The sequence below is a fragment of the Microvirga zambiensis WSM3693 genome (genome assembly GCF_016735695.1).
Lineage (GTDB): Bacteria > Pseudomonadota > Alphaproteobacteria > Rhizobiales > Beijerinckiaceae > Microvirga > Microvirga zambiensis.
The window spans coordinates 1-1,005 of the sequence record NZ_JAERQD010000202.1 but is presented as its reverse complement, the minus strand read 5'-3'; the positions used below and the strand labels follow the sequence as shown (position 1 = coordinate 1,005).

The window sequence follows — 1,005 nt, the reverse complement described above, 5'->3', positions numbered from 1 at the left end:
GATGAAGTGCCAGATAATGCGGGTCATCTCGTCGCCGTCGAGCTCGACGACCGGATTGGCTACCTTGATCTTCGCCATGATCTCACCTTGCGCTTTAGGGCTGAAAACTCTCCTGCCTGCGGCAGGATGGTTGCGGGGGCTATAGCGCGGTTAAGCCCGGGGGGGAAGGTGGGGACGCCAAAGGAATTCAGCGCATTTTGGCGTGTCCCGGCATTTTCGATTTTTCGGTGCACGGCGCCGCGCTGAAGCGGGAATTGACGGTCGCTCCTCGCTCCGGGCCGCACCCGTTCGTTCATGACGGAGATCGGTTGGGATTCCCTTCATGGGAATAGACGCCTGTCGCGTGTGCTGCCGCACGGAAAGCCAAGCTTATCCGTAGTTCTCATCCTTCCGTTCCGGAATGCTCCCCAGCGTCATGCAAGGGCGGGCGGCCGGAAGCTAGAGGCAACACAGAAGAGGAATACAATGCGTCTTGCCATCATTCTCGGAGCCGCGGCTCTGGTTCTCGCGGGCTGCCAGACGGCGGAACAGTCCATGGCCAATGCCGATTCCGTCTGCGTGGAATCGGGCCTGAAGCCCGGCACGAAGACTTACGAGCGCTGCCGCAACGCCAATTACCGCAACAACGTCGCCCAGTCGAACGCGGCGGCGAGCCAAGTGGCCGTTGGCACGGCGGTCGGCGTGGTCGGCGGCGCGGCCATCGGGGCGGCGGCGCGTCCGGGTTATTACTGCGGCTGGGGCGGCTGCTGGTAAGAGATCTGCGGTAATTTTCTGAAATGGCTGGTCTCTCCAGACTGCCGCAACTTCACCTCTCCCCGGATCTCGGGTGTTCCCGAGATCCGTTTCCGCTGTGCAAGTCGGGAACACCCGACTTGCATGGGGGAGAGGTCGAGCGCAGCGAGGGTGAGGGGGAGAGCGCTCTCCGGATAAGGCGTAACCCCTTGTAACTTCCCTGCTGCCGGATCGGGTATAGTTCCTGGTGCGGCGGCGGGCAGCAGACCGTCA

At 62.4% G+C, this 1,005-nt stretch carries 2 protein-coding genes; both read left to right on the top strand.

Features of this window, described 5'->3' with window-relative positions; all coding sequences use genetic code 11:
- Nucleotides 1–246 (top strand): hypothetical protein (locus JKL46_RS35295; RefSeq protein WP_210381558.1); only part of this gene is annotated, 246 nt, incomplete at its 5' end.
- Nucleotides 247–465: 219 nt separating this feature from the next.
- Nucleotides 466–753, top strand: coding sequence for a hypothetical protein (locus JKL46_RS34890; protein ID WP_201843031.1), 288 nt, complete (start codon nt 466–468; stop codon nt 751–753).
- Nucleotides 754–1,005: the final 252 nt, after the last annotated feature.

What these genes read in the sequence shown, in the direction of transcription:
- JKL46_RS34890 (WP_201843031.1), top strand. Translation starts at nt 466, where the DNA reads ATGCGTCTTGCCATCATTCTCGGAGCCGCGGCTCTGGTTCTCGCGGGC.